This window comes from Pirellulales bacterium, assembly GCA_019694455.1.
Lineage (GTDB): Bacteria > Planctomycetota > Planctomycetia > Pirellulales > JAEUIK01 > JAIBBY01.
In genome coordinates this window covers 20,218-35,845 of the sequence record JAIBBY010000012.1, presented here as the reverse complement: position 1 = coordinate 35,845, position 15,628 = coordinate 20,218, and the positions used below count along the sequence as shown (strand labels likewise).

The window sequence follows — 15,628 nt, the reverse complement described above, 5'->3', positions numbered from 1 at the left end:
CGGGTCGAGCCGGACGCTGAGGATGCGCGAAAATCGCGACAAATGCCGCAATTTGCTTGAAGCGGCAAATCGGGCATGCTATGGTGCGAGAGCGCCTGAAAAATGCGCTGCCCGCCGAAGGATCGACCCGGCAATCTTCGGTTGTCGCCGGCCGCTCTTTCATCTTCCGCCCGCCTCGCCCCGCCCTCAGGAAGTCGTTCCGTGAAGAAACCATTCTTGGTTGCGTGTTTTGTTGCGCTGGTGGCACTCTACCGCGCGCTGCCGGCGCTGGCCGAGCCTGATCCGAGCCCCTTGCGCGACTACGTCGCCAAGCCCGACGACAGTTATCAGTGGGTCAAACGGCAAGAGCGCGAACTCGGCGGCGTGAAGTTCGTCGAACTGACGCTGACCTCGCAGACCTGGAAGGGGATCACCTGGAAGCATCAGCTTTACATCGCGCGGCCGGAGGAAGTGAAGAACCCCGAGCAAGGGATGCTCATTATCTGGGGGGGCGACTGGCACGACGGGCTCGACAAGCCGATCGATCCGGCCAAGCCCGAGATACCGGGCGAGGCGGCGATCCTCGCGCAGGTGGTGCGGCAGATCAAGGCGCCGGTGGCGCTCTTGTTGCAGGTGCCGTTTCAACCGATTTTCGACGGCATGAAGGAAGACGAGATCATCTCGTACACCTTCGATCAGTATTTCAAGACCGAAGACGCCGAGTGGCCGTTGCTCTTTCCGATGGTCAAGAGCGCCGTCCGCGCGATGGACGCCACACAGGAGTTTGCCCAGAAAGAATGGCAGCTTGGCATCAAAAACTTCACCGTGACCGGCGCCAGCAAGCGCGGCTGGACCACCTGGCTGACCGGCGCCGTGGACGCGCGGGCCAACGCTATCGCCCCCATGGTGATCGACACGCTCAACATGCCCGAGCAGATGAAGCACCAGTTGGCGAGCTGGGGCGAGTATTCCGAGCAGATTCAGGATTACACGCGCCGCGGCATTCAACAAAAGATGGATACGCCAGCCGGGCGCAAGCTCGGCTCGTGGGTCGATCCGTTTCACTACCGAGACAAGCTGACGCAGCCCAAGCTGCTCATCATGGGCGCCAACGACCGCTATTGGTGCCTGGACGCCTGCAACTTGTATTGGAACGATCTGCTCGGTGAGAAACGCCTGTTGTACGTGCCGAACAAGGGGCACATGGTCGATGACATCCCACGTTTGATCGGCACGATTGGCGCCTTGCACAAGCAGGCGGCCGGGCAACTGACGCTGCCCAACCTCCAGTGGGATCTGGCCGAGGCCGATGGCAAAACGCGGCTGAGCGTCACGAGCGACGTGGCGCCGATGAAGGTGGTGGTCTGGACCGCCACGGCGCCAACCCGCGATTTCCGCGAGTCCAAGTGGGTGTCGCAGCCGACGAGCCAGGTAGACGGCAAATATGTGTATGAACTGCCGGTGCCGGCCAGCGGCTACGCCGCGCTGTTTGGCGAGGCCGTGTACAAAGATGGCGGCGCGCCCTACTTCTTGTCGACGAACGTGAAGATCGTCGGCGCGGTCGACTCGCAAACGGCGGCGACGGGCAACTAGCCGCGAGCACAATTCAGCGACGGTCTCGCCAGCGAGACTGCCACTTCCGGAAGCCTTCGAGCGAAAACGCTCGGAGGCTTTTTTTATCGCGCGCGCCGCGCGCGAGTTCGCTCGATTGAGCGTTGGAAATGCGCGCGAGCCAATCGCGCGCGGCGCGGGCCTCGCGCCATTTATCAAAATAGCTTGCACAATTGCAAGGAAATTCTTTACAGGGGGCGGGTGAATTTGTTACCGTACGCCTGTTCATTCACGTGACTTCCCATTGCGAGGGCGGTTTTCACAGTAGCCACGCCGCAAGGGAAGCGGTCCGCCAACGGAAGTAATTCTTGCGGCGGACACAGGGCAGGTTCGTGACATCAGCCCGCGAAAGTGCGGGCGATATGGTGTTCGGGCCTCTAGGACGATTGTTCGCGCCACTGGGCCGGCGCGATCCCGACGCACATTCTTCACTGGGGAGGCATGACATGCCGTCACGCTTGTTTGCTTTGGTTTTTGCTGTTTCGTTCTCCGCGCTGGTGGCCACCGCGAGCGCCGCGCCGATCTTGAACGCCACTTACACCGATGTCGGCGGCGGCTACTACGCCATCGATGTCACGCTCGACGCCGACGATGCGAATCTCGCTTCGTTTTTTCTCGACCAACTCACGTTCACCGGCGGCATCAAGCAGACCAAGGCCTACAGCAAGATCAAGGTCGACACCGAGACCAACGCCGCCGCCTTCACGGCCGACCCGTTGTCTGGCTACGACATGGACCAGGACAGTTGGTTCAGTTCTCCCTGGACAGAAAACCTGGTGAGCCCCAGCATTGTCGAAGCGGCCAACAGCTACGCGATCACCGCCGGAACAGGGGGCGGATCGCAACTCAACACGGTGCCGGTCGGGCGCATCGTGGCCAACACCAATGTCGACTTTGCCGGGATCGTCGCCCGCTTAGCGGTCGAGTATCCGCTGGCCGGCACGTTCAACATCCCCACGCCTCTGCGCTATTGGGTGAACGCCGCGGGCGGCACGTTCAGCGGAGCCAGCAACTGGTCGCCGCTGGGGGCGCCCGGCCTGTCGAACACGGCGGTGTTCGACCTGCCAAACACCTACACGGTGAACTTTGACGGCAATGTGACCAACGACGTGCTGAGCGTGCGCAACGGCGCCGTCACCTTCAACCTGGCGGGCAACACGTATACCTTGGCCTCCCCCTCGGTGCTGTCGACCATTGGCGAGGGGGCCGGGCTCACCGCCTCGCTCACCATCAACAACGGCACGCTGGTCACCAATGCCGCCAGGATAGCAACCGCCAACGGCGGCAGCGGCACGGTGACCGTCGGCGCCGGCGGAACCTGGAACCTCAGTGGTCAATCTGCGAATATCGGCGCTCACGGTAACGGCACGCTTAACATTCAAGGCGGCGGCGATGTCGTCAGCGGCCAAGGAGAGATTGGCACGTCAGACGACGCCACCGGCAGCGCGACCGTCAGTGGTGCCGGTTCCACCTGGAGCAACAGCGGCGAGATCTTTGTTGGCAAGGCGGGCGTCGGCTCGCTTGGCGTTTCGAGCGGCGGCGTGGTGAACAGCAACGTGGTTTCGCTTGGTAGCGCGGCTACCGGTAACGGCACGGCCACCGTGTCGGGGACCGGCTCGCAGCTAAACGCCACCGGCGCGCTCGATGTGGGGCGCGACGGCGATGGCCAATTGACCGTTGGCGGCGCCGGGCAGGTGAGCGCCGCGGTGGTCTCGATCGGCGAGAACAGCGGCGCCACCGGCGCGGTGACCTTGAACGACGCCGGCTCCAAAGTGCAATCGGCCGGCGCGGTGTATGTCGGCGGCGGCGCGGGGGGCGTCGGCGGTACCGGCAGCGTGACCGTGAACAACGGTACGCTACAAGCCGGCGGCGCGCTACAGATCTACGACAACGGCAGCGTGCAACTCAACGGCGGAACCATCAACGCGCAAAGCATTGATGTCGACGGCGGCCTGTTGGCGCGGACCGGCGGAACCTTGCCGCTCGCCGGGCGCACGCTCGTGGTCCATAACGCGGGCACGCTGCAAGGAAGCTACACCGTCGATAGCGGCGCCGCGGTGACCATCGACGGCGTCGGCTCGTCGTGGACCAACCCCGGCACGCTGCGGCTGGCCGAAACCGGCGCGGCCTCGCTCACGGTCTCCGGCGGCGCGACCGTCACGCAGCGCGACCTGTTGATCGGCTTCAACAATGGATCAAACGGCACGGTGCTCATCACCGGCGCCGGCTCAAAGATCAACGTCAACGCCGGCGGCCCGGATCTCGGCATCGTCGAAGTCGGTTCGCAGGTGGGGCAAGGCAACCTCACCATCGCCAATGGCGGACAGTTGAACGTTGCCTTCGCCACATCGATCGGCGAATTCAATGGCGCCACGGGCGTGGCCACCGTGACCGGCGCTGGTTCGAGTTGGACCCACGGCGATTTCATCGAGGTCGGCACGCTCGGCAACGGCACACTCAACGTCACCGCCGGCGGCGCCGTCTCCAACACCGACGGCACGATCGGGCGAGGAACGGGCGCCATCGGCGCGGTCACCGTTAGCGGCCTCAACTCCACCTGGACCAACAGCGGCGCGCTCGATGTCGGGCGTGATGGCAGCGGTCAATTGACAATTGGCGACAGTGGGCAGGTCAGCGCCGCGCAAGTCGCCCTTGGCGAGAACAGCGGCGCCACCGGGACCGTCGTCCTGAACGACGCTGGCTCCAAGCTGCAATCCTCCGGCGCCATCTACGTCGGCGGTGGCTCGGCTGGCGTCGGCGGAACCGGCAGCGCGACCGTGAACAACGGCACGTTGCAAGCCGGCGGCGCGCTGCAAGTCTATGACAACGGCAACGTGCTGCTCAATGGCGGAACGATCGACGCGGCCAGCTACGATGTCGATGGCGGTTCGCTGGCTCGTACTGGCGGCAGCCTGCTGCTCAACGGCCGCACGCTCGTGGTGCATAACGCCGGCACGCTGCAAGGCAACTACACCGTCAACAGCGGCGCCGCGGTGACCATCGATGGCGCTGGCTCGTCGTGGACCAACCCCGGCAATCTGGCGTTGGCCGCAATTGGCTCCGCTTCGCTAACGGTTAGTGGCGGCGCCACCGTCACGCAACACGACCTGAATCTTGGCTCGGCGGCCGGTTCCAACGGCACGGCGCTCATCACCGGCGCCGGCTCGGTGGTCAACGTCAACGCGGGGGGGCCTGACCTTGGCGCGGCGACGATCGGTTCGCAACTAGGGCAGGGCAATCTCACCGTGAGCGCCGGCGGCAAACTGAATGTCGCCGCGACCACGGCCATTGGCGAATTGGCCGGCGCCACCGGCAGCGCCAACGTCAGCGGCGCCGGTTCGCAAATCAACAGCGCCGGCGCGCTCGATGTGGGACGCGGCGGCAATGGCCAATTGACCGTCGGCGGCGGCGGGCAGGTCAGCGCTGCCGCGGTTGCGATTGGCAAGAACAGCGGCGCCACGGGCACGGTGACCTTGAACGATGCCGGCTCCAAGGTGCAATCAACCGGCGCGGTGTATGTCGGCGGCGGCGCGGGCGGCGTCGGCGGTACCGGCAGCCTGACCGTGAACAACGGCACGCTGCAAGCTGGCGGTGCGCTTCAAATCTACGACAACGGCAGCGTGCAGTTGGCCGGCGGAACCATCAACGCGCAAAACATCGACGTCGATGGTGGCCTCTTGGCGCGGACCGGCGGAACCTTGCCGCTGGCCGGGCGCACGCTGACAGTTCACAACGCCGGCACGCTGCAAGGCGGCTACACCGTCGATAGCGGCGCCGCGGTGACCATCGACGGCGTCGGTTCGTCGTGGACCAACCCCGGAACTCTGCGGCTGGCCGAAACCGGCGCGGCCTCGCTGACAGTCTCGGGGGGCGCCACCGTCACGCAGCGCGATCTGCAAGTCGGCTTCAACAATGGATCGAGCGGCACGGTGCTCATCACTGGCGCCGGCTCAAAGATCAACGTCAACGCCGGCGGCCCGGATCTCGGCATCGTCGAGGTTGGCTCGCAGCACGGCAATGGCAATCTCACGGTCAGCGCCGGCGGTCAGTTGAACGTCGCCTTCGCGTCGGCCATTGGCGAATATGGCGACGCCACCGGCGTGGCCACCGTCACCGGCGCCGGTTCCAACTGGACCAACGGCGGCTTCATCGAGGTGGGCTCGCTCGGTAGTGGCACGCTCAACGTCACCGCTGGCGGCGCGGTGTCGAACACCTATGGCGCCATTGGTCGCGTCCCCGGCGCCAACGGCGTGGTGAATGTCGACGGCGCGGGTTCGACCTGGACCAACAACGGCGCGCTCTTTGTCGGTGGCGACTCGCCCGGCGTCTCGGGCGGCACAGGCGCGCTGAACATCACAGGTGGCGCGCAGGTCAACGTGGCCGGCATCGCCAACGTGTATGGCGGCGGCTCGGTCGCGCTCGCCGGCGGCACGCTCAACGCCCCGTTTGTCAACGTGGCCAACGGCGCCCTCACCGGCAGCGGCCAGATCACCGGCAGCGTGCTCAACTCGGGCACGGTTGCGCCGGGCAGTTCTTCCGCCGGACAGCTTTCGATCGCCGGCAGCTATGTGCAAGACGCCAGCGCCGTCTTGAATAGCCAGATCGGCGGCCTTACGCCGGGCAGCGGCTACGATCAGGTGGCGGCCGCCGGCATCGCCGCGTTGGATGGCGTGTTGAACATCTCCACCATTGGCGGCTTCACGCCCGTGTATGGCAACACCTTCGCCGTGGTCGAAGCCGGTTTGCGCAGCGGCTACTTCTCGCAGATCAACGGCATCGCGGCGCCCGGCGGATTGGCCTACGCGCCGGTGTACGGTGTCGGCGATCTGACGTTGTTCGTCACCCGACCCGGCGACGCCAATCTCGATGGCAAGGTCAACGGCGCCGACTACACGGTGTGGGCAGACAACTTCAAGAGCGCCGGCGCCACCACCTGGCAAACCGGCGACTTCAACGGCGATGGCCACACCGAGGGCGCCGACTACACGATTTGGGCCGACAACTTCGGCGCCACGCCGCTGGCGGCGGCGCTGCCGTCGATGGCGGTGGCCGTGCCCGAGCCTTCTTCTCTGCTGCTGTGCGGACTGGGCGCGGCGCTCGTTGCAGTCGCCGCGGCGCGCCGCAAAAAGGTGTAGACTACGCCTTGCGGCCAGCGCGGCTGGTTGATCGGGCTGCCACTGGGGTCATCGGCACATGGAGGAGGAGATGAGGCGAAGTTACCCAACCTGTTGGGTGCGATGGTCGATTGCGCTGGCCGCGCTGGCAATGACGTTCATTTCGTGCGCCGGGGCGGCCCGCGCGCAGCCTTTGATGTTCGGCGACTCGCCATTCATCGATCCGCTCGATTTTCGGGTGACCACCTACCGCAGCGGTTTGAACTTTCCGACCAGCATGCAAACGCTCGGCGATGGCTCGCTGTTGGTCGCCACCAGCAACCCCAACGGCAGCCTGTTCAACTCCACCGGAGCGCTGGTGCGACTGGTCGACGCCAACAGCGACGGCGTGGCCGACGCGGCGCCGCAAACGCTGTACAACGGACTGCCCGGCGTGGTGACTTCGGTCCGGCGCGAAGGGAGCCTGGTCTTCGCGACCAGTTCACAATCGGGTTCGCAGCGAATTAGCTTGCTGCGCACAGGGGCCACCGCCGCCGATCCCTACTCGCTGCTCGGCTCGCTCAACTTTTCGTTTCCCGCCGGCTGGGAGCACAGCACCTACACCATGACCACGCGCCCGGTCGCGGGCTCCCCCGGCGATTACGAGCTGTATTTCAACATTGGCTCGCAGTTCAACAATCTGGCGACCACCGGCACGGTTGGCCTGAGCGGACTGGCCAGCGGCACGCTCGCCGGCGACTCCATCTATCGCGTCCGCGTCAGCGACACCGGGCCTGCGCCCGTCGTCAGCAATCTGGAGCAGATTGCCTCCGGGCTGCGCAACGCCGCCGGCATGGTGATTCAGCCCAACAGCGGCGCGCTCTACTTTGAAGACAACGGCATCGACACGCCGGGCAACCTCTCAGAGGCGTTCAGCGCCGACGAGTTGAACGTGATCGCCGCCGGCGACCTGGGGGGCGCGGTCGAAAACTTCGGCTTCCCCGACACCTACATTCAATACCGCACCGGCGCGCAGATCGGCAACACTGGCGTTGCGCCGATCGTGGCGTTTCAGCCGCTGGGGCCCACGCAGTCGGAGAGCGAGGGACCCGTCGAAATTGGCCTGTCGCCGGCCGCCTTTCCGGGCGGGCTCAACAACGGCATGTTCGTCGCCTTTCACGGCGAGTCGGGCAAGGCGGGCTTGGCCAATGGCGAAAACCCCCTGGTCTATTACGACTTTGCGCGCAACGAATACCTGCACTTCATTTCGAACGACGATCCCTCGGTCGGCAGTTGGAACGGCGTCTTGAGCAGCGGCAACTCGCTGTTCCTCACCGATCTGACGAGCACCGGTTCGTTCAGCGCGCCAGGGACCGGGGTGATCTATCAGATTCAGGCGCTCCCCGCCCCCATCCCGGGAGACGCCAATCGCGATGGCAAGGTGTCCGGCGCCGACTACACCGTTTGGGCAGACCACTTTCATCAGCCCGGCAATTTTTCGAAAGGCGACTTCAACCGCGACGGCACGGTTTCCGGCGCCGACTATACGTTGTGGGCAGACCACTTCACCCCGGCGGCCTCAGCGGCCATCCCCGTGCCAGAGCCGGGGGCGGGGCTACTGTTGATTGTCGGCTGCGCCGGCATGATCGTCAGCGCGCTGTATCGGCGCTGGTCGCATTCGTCCTTCGCCCCCGCGCAACTGTGGCTATGCCGAACCTTGAGCAAGTCGATCTCGTCCTTCGCCCCCGCGCAGCAAGGGCTGGAGGTGGCCGCAGGCCGGATGAGGGAGCGGCGCCCCCGCGCTCTGCTACATCATTTCGCGCAGTTCAGCGCTTGCCGCGCGCTAAGTGCCGCGCTGCGGTGGCCGCGCGGCGCTAGGCGCTGGTCGCATTCGTCCTTCGCCCCCGCGCAGCAGGGGGAGAAGGTGGCCGCAGGCCGGATGAGGGGGAGGCAAACTCGCGATTCGCTAGGTCGTCTCTCGCAGTTCAGCGCTTGCCGCGCGCTAAGTGCCGCGCTGCGGTGGCCGCGCGGTGCTGGTCGCTGGTCGCATTCGTCCTTCGCCCCCGCGCAGCAGGGGGAGAAGGTGGCCGCAGGCCGGATGAGGGGGCGGCGACCCCGCGCTCCGCTACAGCATCTCTCGCAGTTCAGCGTTTGCCGCGCGCTGCTCTGTGTCGCCATGTCGCTCGTTACGAGCCTCGCCGCCGCGAACCCGCTGGTGCTCGACTTTGGCGCCCCTGTGCCCGGCACGATTTTGGACGCTGCGGGCAACGGTACCGGTTTCACGCATCGGCTGCCGCGAACCGGCGCCGACATCCCGACCAACGATCCCTATCTCGACGTGACCACCACGCCGGGTCTGTTGCGCACAACATCGACCGCTTCCAATTTGAACTTTCATGTGAACCTGGGGATCGCGGTCACGCCGGCGCTGTATGTGACCGGGGTCGGGGCGCAGGATTTCGCCGTGTCGATGATGGTGCGCGATATTCAAGTGCCGAACGCGTCGGATCAATTATCGATCGTGGCCGGCGCGCCGAACAACGACACGCTGCGCGTCAGTCTGCACAACGGTGAGACCTACTTCTTCTCGCGAAACTGGTCGGGCACGTCGTACCACGACGACAATACTTTCGCTACTGGCCATGGCGCCTTTGCGCCAGGGGACGACGTTTTGCTGTCGCTGACGCGCCGCGGCGGACTGTGGCAGATGGCCTGGGAGAACATCACCAATCCCGCCGCCAATGGCCAAAGTCCGGCGGTGCCGCTGCCGTGGCTCGACGCCACGCCCGACTATTACTTTGGCATCTCGCACGCGAACGCGGCTTCGCAGACTCAGATGCAGAACCAACTCGATTATTTCCTGGTGAACGTCGGTTCGGCGGATGTGACCAAACTGGCGGGCGACGCCTCGCTCGATGGCCGGGTCTCTGGCGCCGACTACACCATCTGGGCCGACCACTTCAAAGCCACTGGCGCCACGTGGGGACAAGGCGACTTCACCGGCGATGGCATCGTCTCCGGCGCCGACTACACCGTTTGGGCAGACCACTTCACCCCGGCTGCCGCCTCGGCAGCGATCCCCGTGCCAGAGCCTGCGGCGGCGCAACTGTTGCTCGTCGGCTGCGCCGGCATGGTCGCTGGCGCGCTGTATCGGCGAGCCGTAGGCCGGATGACGGGGCGGCCAATTCGCGCTTTGCTACAGCATCTCTCGCAGTTCAGCGTTTGCCGCGTGCTACTGTGCGTCGCTATGTCGCTCGTCACGAGCCTAGCCGGCGCAACGCCGCTGGTGCTCGACTTTGGCGCCCCGGTGCCCGGCACAATCTTGGACGCTGCGGGCACCGGCACCGGCTTCACGCATCGGCTGCCGCGAACCGGCGCCGACATCCCGGCGAACAATCCGTAACCGTTCACGCCCTGGGGTGAAAAACTGGTCTTTGCGCGGTGGTTGATATCGGTCACACCAGGAGCGGGCCGCCGGACTGGAAAGTGACGCTGGAGGGTGGCGCGCATGTTTGAGCATCCCGACCTAGACGGCAAACTAAACCGCCTGTTGGGGCGCGCGCTATTGGAATTGCGCGACCCCAACGACGGGTTTTTGCCCGACCCCGGCGTGAAGTCGCGGATTCAGTTTGTTCTGTGCGACGGCTTGGTCTACACGCGGCGGATACCGCCGGGCGAAACGCCGCGCGTTCAGCCATTGCGCCCCCGCGCCGACGACTGCTATATGGGCCGTGTTAGTCCGTCGCTGTTTCGCTACCGTTATCCGGGGTGGCACGACAGCATTGTCGACGCATGGCGGGAGAGCGTGTATCCCGGCTGGCCGCCGTCGGACGGCCTGCCGGAAACGACCGTGGCGTATACAGCGCACACTATCCATATCGTGACGGCGGGGGGTTGGCCGGAGAGCGTGACCTGTCCCGACTGCGGCGGCTTGTTGTGCTGGCCGGGCGACGATCAATCACCCAATTGGCTGCGCGCGTGCGACGATTGCGGCGGGCGGTGGCGCATCGGTCTGGCGACCGGGACCGGCGACTATGACCAGCGCAGCGGCGCGCCGTTGACCTGCTGGACAGTAAACCGCATACGCGACATGACTAGGCAAGCGACATGAACCAGCATGGCACAACCCACGATGGAGAGCATGGCGTCCTGGTGGTCCGCGCGCATCAGATGCGGCGCGGCCATCGCAGCGGCGCGGGGTCGCCGCGCGTGCAGTGGCGCTGGCCCCACTTGAAACGCGACTTCCAAGCCCTGGTCGACAGCGGCGACCATTAGGCCAAGCGACTCGGGCACGATCTGATGCGACCCACCCACCGCTTTCTGGTTGGCGCTGCTGTAGCAGCGGGAATCGCGCTTTGCGCAATCGCGGCCGGGTTGGTGCTGCTATCGAGCGGCGCGATCAGCCCGCCGGGGCGACGTTGTGATAAATCTCTTGCACGTCGTCGCAGTCGTTGAGCATGCCCAGGAACTTGTCGAACAAGGCCTGATCCTCCGCGCTCAGCGTCTTGCGCGACTGCGGCAAAAACGTGATCTCCTGCGTCTCCAGATCGACCTGTGGCAGCGCGTCTAACAGCGCCTTCTTGGCTTTGTGGAACTCGGCGGGCGGGGCGAAGATCGTGATGTAGCCGTCGCTCGACTCGACCTCGTCCACGGCGACGTCGGCGGCGAACATCGCCTCCAGCACCTGCTCTTCGTTGTCCCCCTTGAAGGAGAGCACCGCCACGTGGTCGAACGACATCACAATGGCGCCGTTGGCCGCCAGCTTCGAGCCGGTCTTGGTGAAGCAACTGCGGATGTCGGAGATGGTCCGCTGGTTGTTGTCGGTCAGGCAATCGACGATCACCATCGCGCCGCCGGGGCCAAACCCTTCGTAGCGCGCGGCCTGAAAGTCCTCCCCCCCCGCGCCGCTCGCCTTTTGAATCGCCTTTTCAATCACGTGGCTGGGCACCTGCTCGCGCTTGGCCTTTTCGATCATGCTGCGCAGCGAGGGGTTGGCCTCGGGGTCGGGCACGCCGTTTTTGGCCACCACATACAACTGCTTGCCGTACTTGGCGTAGAGCTTGGACTTTTGCGCCGCCGTCTTGAAGATCGACTCTTTGCGCTTCTCGAAGATTCTTCCCATGCGGCGATTTGACTGTTGAGATGGCTGTGTTTGGTGGAACGGAGAGCCGGATTTTACCAGCCAGGGGTTCCAGTTAGCAATTCGCGCAAGTCCGACTTCCGCAGCGCCTTGCCGCAATGGGCCAGTATTCGGCGGCTACAATACGCGGTGGGGGTGTGGAGAAAAGGGCGAGGCCCATCGGCCACGCGGGAGCGAACACGGTTCCCGCGCTCAACGAAAGGCACGACATGCACGATCAGCGCGCGACGCCGCGACGGGTGATTTTGATGGCGATTCTGACCGCGATTTTGCTGTGCGGCGGGCGCTGTTGGCCGTGCCTTGCGCCGGCGCGGGCCGGCGATGCGACGACGTTCAGAATCGTGCTGGATCGCGGAGCCGACGTGGGGCAGTGCTTCGGCTCGCTGTTCGAGGTGGCCAGCGACGATGGGACGCTGGTGATCGGGGCCGGGTTCTTGAACGTGTACAACACGCAGAACCGGGCAGATCGGCATCAGTTGCAATTCTTTGTGCGACCGACGAGCGGGGAGCGAGAGTTTGCGATCGAAGCCTTGCCGAGGCCGAATGCGCTCTGCGGCGCCTACCTCTATGGCCGCGACGACGTGGTGTATGCGACGACTGGCGGGCTACGGTCGTGGGACGCCGCCAGCCAAACTTGGCGCGAGCAGCCGAGCGTCGGTGGCACGCAGGAGGCCATGCGCGTCGGCGATGGCTTGCTCGAGTTCGGCGACAGCGCGGTGCGCTACGACGGCCGCGCCATCCTGCAGCGGCCAGATCGCGGAACCTATCAGCTTTTCTATTACGCCAATGGCAGGCTGTGCTTCTATCACGTCGATCGCGGAGAGGGAGGCTATCGCCCGTTTACCAGCGAGCAAGACGGCTTCAGCAAGTTGTACGCCTGTCGCTGGGCGCCGGGTGACGGGCCGATCGATCTGCGCGCGAGCGCCGCGGCGCGCACGTTGCCGATCGTCGGCGAGACGACCTTCGCCTGGGGCGTGCTCGGCGGAAAGATTGTGACCGGGTCGAACATCGGCGGTTTTTATGTGCTCGACGACGATCGCTGGCAGATGCGTCTGGAACCGAACGTGCAGGTCAGCTACCAGCTTTATTCGACCATGGCGTTTTATGATCGGTTGCTGATGGGGCAATATCCGACTGGCCGGCTGTTCGAGTACGACGGAAACTCGATCACCGACCGGGCCGGTTGGCCGCCAACGCTGGTCGGGGCGTCAGGCAGCGCGCGCGAGGCGCAGACGACGGTGATTTATGGCGGCGAGCCGCTCGTGGGGGTCTGGCCGTGGGGGGAACTATGGCGCTATAGCCCCGACGCCAAGAAGTGGTCGTTCATGCGGCGGATGTTTTCGCATCCCGAGGTCACCGATCAGACGATTCACCCGTACGACAAAGAGAATCAGGGAAGCCCGGTTGGCAATCAATGGGGGCAGCGCGTCACCAGTCTGGTGACGCAGGGGGGCGACCTGTTCGTATCGACCTCCGCCAAATCGGCGTGCGAATGGAACCCAGAACAATATCCGTTTCTGGCCCCGGACAAGTGGAAGTCGTATGGCACGGTGTATCGAGTGACGATGCCCGGCGCTCTGGCCGCCAGCCTCGCGTGGACCAGCGGCCCGACCGTGGTGGAACTGACGCTGCGCGACGCGAGCATGACGATCGCTCAAGATGGCAAGCTGCTCGCGCAGACGGAGGTCGCGGGCGCGCTGGGCGAACAACTTCGCGGCTTGCGACGGTTGAAGCCGGTCACCTGGCGCAGAGGCGTCTACGGCCCGTTCGCCGGCAAGCAACTGGATGGCTCAGTGACCGTAAGCGCGAAACCGTGAGTGGCGGCCATGTGCTCACCGATCACCAACACTTCATAGCCAGTCAACAATTAAAAAAGCCACCGCTGGAGATGGCTCCAGCGATGGCTCTGTCAGTACCCCCAAGGGGAGTCGAACCCCTGTTCTCGGACTGAGAACCCGATGTCCTAGGCCACTAGACGATGGGGGCGTGTGGCGGCCAGCATGCGAGGACGATTTGCGGCGCGCGCCTGAGGGCCATTGCGCCGCAAGACGACCTTTTCTACCGGCCTGTGGCTGGCCTCGAGTCTTGCGAGCGAGGCGCCACGGGAATTATCGGCCCGCAGGCCGACGAGTCCATAGTTTTCTACATTCGGCGGCCGCGTGTCAACCGTCTTCGACCGGCGTCGGCTCGGCCAAAAGCTCGCGCCAGCGGTCGGCGGCCTGTTGGCTGAGCGCGTTTTGATTGCGGCGAATCACGCCGTCCACCAGTCGGCGCATTTGATCGTCGAGATGCTTGGCCAGCGGCAATAGCTGGGTCAACTCCTCGGCCGAGCGGCGCGGGTCCCCCTCCAAGCTGTAGACCACGGCCAGGCCGGCCAGGCCAAACGCGCGAAAGCTCTCTTCCGCCGGATCGAGCCCGGCGAACTCGCGAAAGATCGGCTCGGCGCGGGCGTAGTCTCCCTCTTGCAGATAGAGCCGAGCCAACTGCTGATCGGCGAGGCGAATGTAAAAATCCTCCTCGGGAAAATACTCATGGATTGCCAGCCAGCCCTCCTCGGTGTTCAAGGCCGTGGCGTAAAAGAGCTGATCGATGACATTGGGGCGTCGCTCGACGTGCGATCGCGTGGGGTCGGCCCCCGCCAAGACAAACGGCGCGCGCGTGCGCCAGCCAACGGCGGCGCCAGCGCAAAGGCCCAGCGCGATGAGGCCGAACAGGACCCACGCGCGGCGCCGGGGGCGCTGGTCGAGTTGCAGTTGCCGCGTGAGCACCGTTTGCAAGTGCTGCGTGGCGGCGGTCACCTGGCCGGATGTGGGGGCGTCGTCGATGTCGGCCACGGCGGCCCAATCGGCGTCGACGCCCGGCAAGTTGAGCGCGCCGAGTTGCTTGAGCAGTTCGCGTCCGCTGGTGAAGCGCTCGTCGGGTGATTTGGCGAGCATGCGCATCACCAGATCGCAAAACGCGGGGGGGAGGTCCGTGCGGATTTCGCCGAGCGGTCGGGGAGTGGTGCGCAGGTGCTGCACCGCGACGCCGAGCGCGGTATCGGCCTCGAACGGGGGGCGGCCGGCCAGCATTTGATAGCAGGTGACGCCAAACGAATATTGATCGCTGCGCGGATCGAGCGGTCGGCCTTCGACCTGCTCGGGGCTCATGTAGAGGGGGGTGCCGAGCGTGACGCCGACCTGGGTGAGATTCACTGTGGCGTCGCTGACGATGCGGGCCAGACCGAAGTCGGCCACTTTCACATCGCCGGCGGGTGAGAGCATGATGTTTTCTGGTTTGATATCGCGATGGACGATGCCGTGCGAGGCGGCCTTGGCCAGCGCGGCGACGACCTGCCGCATGACGCTCACGGCCGGCGTCAATGCGAGCGGCCCCTCACGGCGGAGGTAGTCCTTGAGATTAACGCCGGCGACATATTCCTGCGCAATGTAGTGCCAACCGTCGCACTCGCCGACTTCATGCACCTGCACGATGTTAGCGTGGACGAGCGAGGCGGCGGCCTGCGCTTCGAGTCGAAAACGCTCGACATAACTGGAATCGGCGGCGAGGTGTGGCAGCAGCACTTTGATGGCCACCTGCCGCTTGAGCGAGGTTTGCTCCGCCAGATAAACGGCCGCCATGGCGCCGCGCCCCAAGCGGCGCAAGACGCGATAGCCGCCCAGCTCCCGACCCGAAAGATCCGCTTCGGTCAGATTCGGCTGGCTTGGTGCTCCCTCTGTCATGGGCATTTGACGGCTGCTACGATGGGAATTGGCTCGTCCGAATTCGAACCGATCGGCGATTGAGCAAGCATATTTTGCCGCCT

8 protein-coding genes and 1 tRNA gene are annotated in these 15,628 nt (G+C 65.0%); 6 read left to right on the top strand and 3 right to left on the bottom strand.

Annotated features, from left to right (window positions below; all coding sequences use genetic code 11):
- The first annotated feature begins 201 nt into the window (after window positions 1-201).
- The 5 genes from K1X71_06965 to K1X71_06945 all read left to right on the top strand — a co-directional run bounded on the left by K1X71_06965 (window position 202) and on the right by K1X71_06945 (window position 10,958).
- Window positions 202-1,572 carry a PhoPQ-activated pathogenicity-related family protein gene (locus tag K1X71_06965; GenBank protein ID MBX7072874.1) on the top strand — a complete coding sequence of 457 codons (1,371 nt, stop codon included), beginning with the start codon at window positions 202-204 and terminating at the stop codon, window positions 1,570-1,572.
- Window positions 1,573-2,036: 464 nt separating this feature from the next.
- Window positions 2,037-6,725 carry a PEP-CTERM sorting domain-containing protein gene (locus K1X71_06960; GenBank protein ID MBX7072873.1) on the top strand — a complete coding sequence of 1,563 codons (4,689 nt, stop codon included), beginning with the start codon at window positions 2,037-2,039 and terminating at the stop codon, window positions 6,723-6,725.
- 70 nt (window positions 6,726-6,795) lie between these two features.
- Window positions 6,796-10,086 carry a hypothetical protein gene (locus K1X71_06955; GenBank protein MBX7072872.1) on the top strand — a complete coding sequence of 1,097 codons (3,291 nt, stop codon included), beginning with the start codon at window positions 6,796-6,798 and terminating at the stop codon, window positions 10,084-10,086.
- Window positions 10,087-10,191: 105 nt separating this feature from the next.
- Window positions 10,192-10,794, top strand: coding sequence for a hypothetical protein (locus K1X71_06950; GenBank protein ID MBX7072871.1), 603 nt, complete (start codon window positions 10,192-10,194; stop codon window positions 10,792-10,794).
- Entirely contained in the window at window positions 10,791-10,958 is a 168-nt protein-coding gene (locus tag K1X71_06945; GenBank protein MBX7072870.1) for a hypothetical protein, read from the top strand. Before K1X71_06950 ends, K1X71_06945 begins: the two co-directional genes overlap by 4 nt.
- Before the next feature lie 124 nt (window positions 10,959-11,082).
- On the opposite strand, the gene K1X71_06940 is transcribed toward K1X71_06945, so the two are convergent.
- Entirely contained in the window at window positions 11,083-11,805 is a 723-nt protein-coding gene (locus K1X71_06940) for a YebC/PmpR family DNA-binding transcriptional regulator (GenBank protein ID MBX7072869.1), read from the bottom strand.
- A gap of 227 nt (window positions 11,806-12,032) precedes the next feature.
- On the opposite strand from K1X71_06940, the gene K1X71_06935 reads away from it, so the two are divergent.
- The gene (locus tag K1X71_06935) at window positions 12,033-13,640 is read left to right on the top strand and encodes a hypothetical protein (protein MBX7072868.1); all 1,608 of its coding nucleotides are present in this window, start codon (window positions 12,033-12,035) and stop codon (window positions 13,638-13,640) included.
- A gap of 96 nt (window positions 13,641-13,736) precedes the next feature.
- On the opposite strand, the gene K1X71_06930 is transcribed toward K1X71_06935, so the two are convergent.
- Both K1X71_06930 and K1X71_06925 read right to left on the bottom strand, forming a co-directional pair.
- Window positions 13,737-13,809: transfer RNA gene (locus tag K1X71_06930), tRNA-Glu, on the bottom strand.
- A gap of 176 nt (window positions 13,810-13,985) precedes the next feature.
- Entirely contained in the window at window positions 13,986-15,545 is a 1,560-nt protein-coding gene (locus K1X71_06925; GenBank protein ID MBX7072867.1) for a protein kinase, read from the bottom strand.
- Between the last annotated feature and the right edge of the window lie 83 nt (window positions 15,546-15,628).

Excerpts from the sequence above, each read along its gene's own strand:
- K1X71_06950 (MBX7072871.1), top strand. The coding sequence starts at position 10,192 with ATGTTTGAGCATCCCGACCTAGACGGCAAACTAAACCGCCTGTTGGGG.
- K1X71_06945 (MBX7072870.1), top strand. The coding sequence starts at position 10,791 with ATGAACCAGCATGGCACAACCCACGATGGAGAGCATGGCGTCCTGGTG.
- K1X71_06960 (MBX7072873.1), top strand. The coding sequence starts at position 2,037 with ATGCCGTCACGCTTGTTTGCTTTGGTTTTTGCTGTTTCGTTCTCCGCG.
- K1X71_06940 (MBX7072869.1), bottom strand. The coding sequence starts at position 11,805 with ATGGGAAGAATCTTCGAGAAGCGCAAAGAGTCGATCTTCAAGACGGCG.
- K1X71_06935 (MBX7072868.1), top strand. The coding sequence starts at position 12,033 with ATGCACGATCAGCGCGCGACGCCGCGACGGGTGATTTTGATGGCGATT.
- K1X71_06925 (MBX7072867.1), bottom strand. The coding sequence starts at position 15,545 with ATGACAGAGGGAGCACCAAGCCAGCCGAATCTGACCGAAGCGGATCTT.
- K1X71_06955 (MBX7072872.1), top strand. The coding sequence starts at position 6,796 with ATGAGGCGAAGTTACCCAACCTGTTGGGTGCGATGGTCGATTGCGCTG.